Source organism: Agarivorans sp. (assembly GCF_050295395.1).
Taxonomy (GTDB): domain Bacteria; phylum Pseudomonadota; class Gammaproteobacteria; order Enterobacterales; family Celerinatantimonadaceae; genus Agarivorans.
The window spans coordinates 1-3,055 of the sequence record NZ_JBNKPP010000239.1 but is presented as its reverse complement, the minus strand read 5'-3'; the positions used below and the strand labels follow the sequence as shown (position 1 = coordinate 3,055).

Here is a 3,055-nt window from a genome sequence, read left to right as displayed (position 1 = left end):
GAGCCTATCTTGCTCCACCAAGAAGGCATTTTTACCATATTGGTCGGCTAGCTGCTTCACCGGCACAATGTGGTCGGTTTGGGCGGCGCTAGCCCAGTCTGCTCCTTCTTGCTCTTGGCTGCGATAAATCTTGACTCGCTGACCTCGCTGATTCACTTCAATGTCGGCTTTGGCTGTATGTTTATCGGCGAAAAACGTGTCTTTGGTGGCACCAAGGTCGCGTTTGGCTACCTTTTCTCGTTCAAACTTATCCGGCTTGCGCATGGCGTCGAGCTGTTGTTTGGCGCTGAGTACCTCGCCATTGGCTGCTACTGAGGGATAGCTAAAATTATTAATCTCTGCCCATACTCGTGAAGCGGTGATGCCGGTGCGGTTTAGCTTGAGTTTTTTGTGGCTAATAATGCTATCAAGCAAATTTAAGCCAATGGGCGTGACCAGCTGCTCAATGATGTTGGCGCCAGAGTCAAACTCAGCGTAGACCGTATTTAATACTTCAAGAGAACTGCGTTGGTCAAACAGCTCTATATCGATCAAGGTTTTGCTGGCCGCTAAGGGAGAGCAGCCAGCTAAACGTTGGGTAAGCTCTTCGCAGCTGAGTTCAGGAATGCGATAATCGGATTTTTCACTCATTGCGATTCCTTAAGCTGTGTGCTGCTGGGCTCTTACTTGCTCAATCATGGCAGAGGCTTGCTGACAGTCGGCGTCGATAAACTCTCCAGATTCAGACAAGTAACCTAAGTTAGCCATTTGTTTCAATACAATGGATAAGTTGAATAGGGCCCTAAATTCTTCCAAGTGCGCCACTGGTAATAATTTGAAGTCGAGCTTATGGGCAAATACATCGCTGTTGTTGGCGAGTTGTTGCATTCGCTGAGTTTGAATACCGTATTCAAAGCGGTCTAACAGCTGGCTGTAAGAGTTAACCAGCTCCGAGAAATAGCCACAAACATTGTCGATGGACTCGGCGATAACCTGTAATTGGCGTGGCTGAGCCTGCATTTTGCTTATCTCTTCGTTGACTCGTCGCTGCTCATCTTTGGCTCGTTGTAAGGATTCTTTAGCTTTCTTGCGTGAGAAGATCCCCAGAGTGAGTACCATGCCTAGAGTGTCTAACAAGCCCATTTGATTAAAATCGATGAGCATGATTTCTGATTTAGCGCGCACGCCGGTTTGGGTTTTTATTTCTAATATCTTGTCATCAAATAGCTCTTCGAAAGGTTGTCCGGCAACCACCACATTATGTAAGCGGCGCGACAGTTTCATAAATCGAGCAAAGTGTTGCTGATAGATATTGAGTTTAAATTGGTTAATTTGACTGACTTTTTGCTCGATATCGGCGGAAATTCGCCTGACTTCGCTCTCGTAAGTTTGCTTGGCCTTATCGTAACGCAGTTGAGTTTCGGCAATAATGGCTTCGGCTTCGTCGGCGTAGTGTTTACCGGTGAAGGCGTTCCATACTTTGGAGCAGGCTTTTTTTACAGAATCTACAGCGCTGGATACGGCGTCTTTCACTCGGCTACATACGCTATAAGCCCAGCGTTTCGCTCTACTAAACAATCCCATAGTTCAATCCTTATTAATCATGGCGTGACCTTCAGCCACCAAGTCATTCATTGCTAATACCCAGCGCTTTATCCGCTGAACTTGATAATTATCTAAAGCAAAAGCAGTCGCTAGTTGTTCGAGAAAGCTTTGCTCGTTGCTACAAATTTCGTCGTCTGCTAACAAAATGCCAAACAACTCCAGTAATACAATGCGTTGATGTTTCGCCTTCGATTTAGCCAAGACTTTGATGACTGATTCTATATTATCCTGCTTGCTTAAACGGTACTCATTTAGACCGCACTCATTAACAAAAGACATAAACACTTCTTGTTCTTCGGCTTTTTGTTCACCGTTTAAGCCCATAGCGTATTTGGCTAATTCTAAAAAATTCTTTTTCTCGCCAGCGTTGAGTTCTGATAAATACATTTGCGATCCTTACTGTTAATACGCTACTGCCACTTGTTCTACTTGTTTACCGTTTTCATCAAAACGATTTTCTATACGCTGTTCAATTTCACCGGCAGCATTATAGTGATATTCAAAAATGCAATTACCTTGCCCATCAAATTCAAGGCCTTGCTGAGCTTTGCCTGTTTCATCAAAATGCATTTGGTATTTAAGCTGCTCTCCAGCATAGGTATCACTGCGTTGTTTGAGTCCATTTTGATAGTGGATGTGGCTTATTTGTCCGCTGTGCTTGTCTTTAATTTTGGTGACCTTGCAGTCGCCTAATTGTTTTACAAAGTCATCGTTTTCAATAGTTAAGTCTTGATGCTTGGCTAGTTCGTTGGTCAGGCTAACTAAGTTGTCTGCGCGCAGGCTTTGTATTTGTGAGGTGAACTGTTCTAACAAGCTAAGTTTGGCTTGCTGCTGATTGAAGTCCGCGCTTTGGTTTAAGCTTTGTAACTTCTGTAAGTGCTGATTTAGCTCGGCTTGAGCCGCACTTTGTTGTTGCTGCAACTGTTTGCTGTGAGCGCTAAGCGCATCTTGTAGATTTAAGGCATGCTGTTGCGCTGAGGTGCTTAAGTCGTCACTGATTTGCTTAAGTTGTTCACTGTATTCAGTTTGCTGCTCACTCAGTTGCTCACTCAGTTGTTGGAGCCTTGCGTGTAGTTGCTGGCTAACTTCTGCTAGGCTTTGCTCGCCCTGATGTTGTAAATCTTTAAGCACTGCAAAATAGTCTGTCACTTGTTCGCTTAGTTGTTTAAGAGCTTGGTCTTGTTGTTGTTTATTACTATCTAATTGTTGCGCCAAGTCTGCTTTGGCCTCGGCTTGTTGCTGAGCGTTGGCTTGTTGATTAAGCTGCAAGCCTTGCTGAATACGCTGTTTTTGCTTGATAGAATACAGCTGTAAAAGCACCACTAAACTGGCACTGCCGAGCAGTGACCAAAAAAGCATTTCCAGAGTTATTTCCATTATATTTCCTTATTGCTACTCAAGGTTTTTAAAGTTCTACTATTTCCGTTTTAATATTCGATACTGCATCGCCAAAGCCCTTGAGCCAGCGATG

General features: G+C 44.1%; 4 protein-coding genes. All 4 read right to left on the bottom strand.

Annotation, left to right across the window (positions count from 1 at the left end):
- The coding region (locus ACQY6Q_RS13985; RefSeq protein WP_427982300.1) for a hypothetical protein at positions 1-630 on the bottom strand (630 nt) is incomplete at its 3' end.
- Positions 631-639: 9 nt separating this feature from the next.
- A complete protein-coding gene (locus tag ACQY6Q_RS13980) occupies positions 640-1,563 on the bottom strand; it encodes a DNA repair protein (RefSeq protein ID WP_427982298.1) in 924 nt (307 codons plus the stop codon).
- Positions 1,564-1,566: 3 nt separating this feature from the next.
- Positions 1,567-1,971: a TerB family tellurite resistance protein gene (locus tag ACQY6Q_RS13975; RefSeq protein ID WP_427982296.1), complete on the bottom strand. Its 405-nt coding sequence runs from the start codon at positions 1,969-1,971 to the stop codon at positions 1,567-1,569.
- Between the two features lie 15 nt (positions 1,972-1,986).
- Positions 1,987-2,961, bottom strand: a complete 975-nt coding sequence (locus tag ACQY6Q_RS13970; RefSeq protein WP_427982295.1) for a hypothetical protein — start codon at positions 2,959-2,961, stop codon at positions 1,987-1,989.
- Positions 2,962-3,055: the final 94 nt, after the last annotated feature.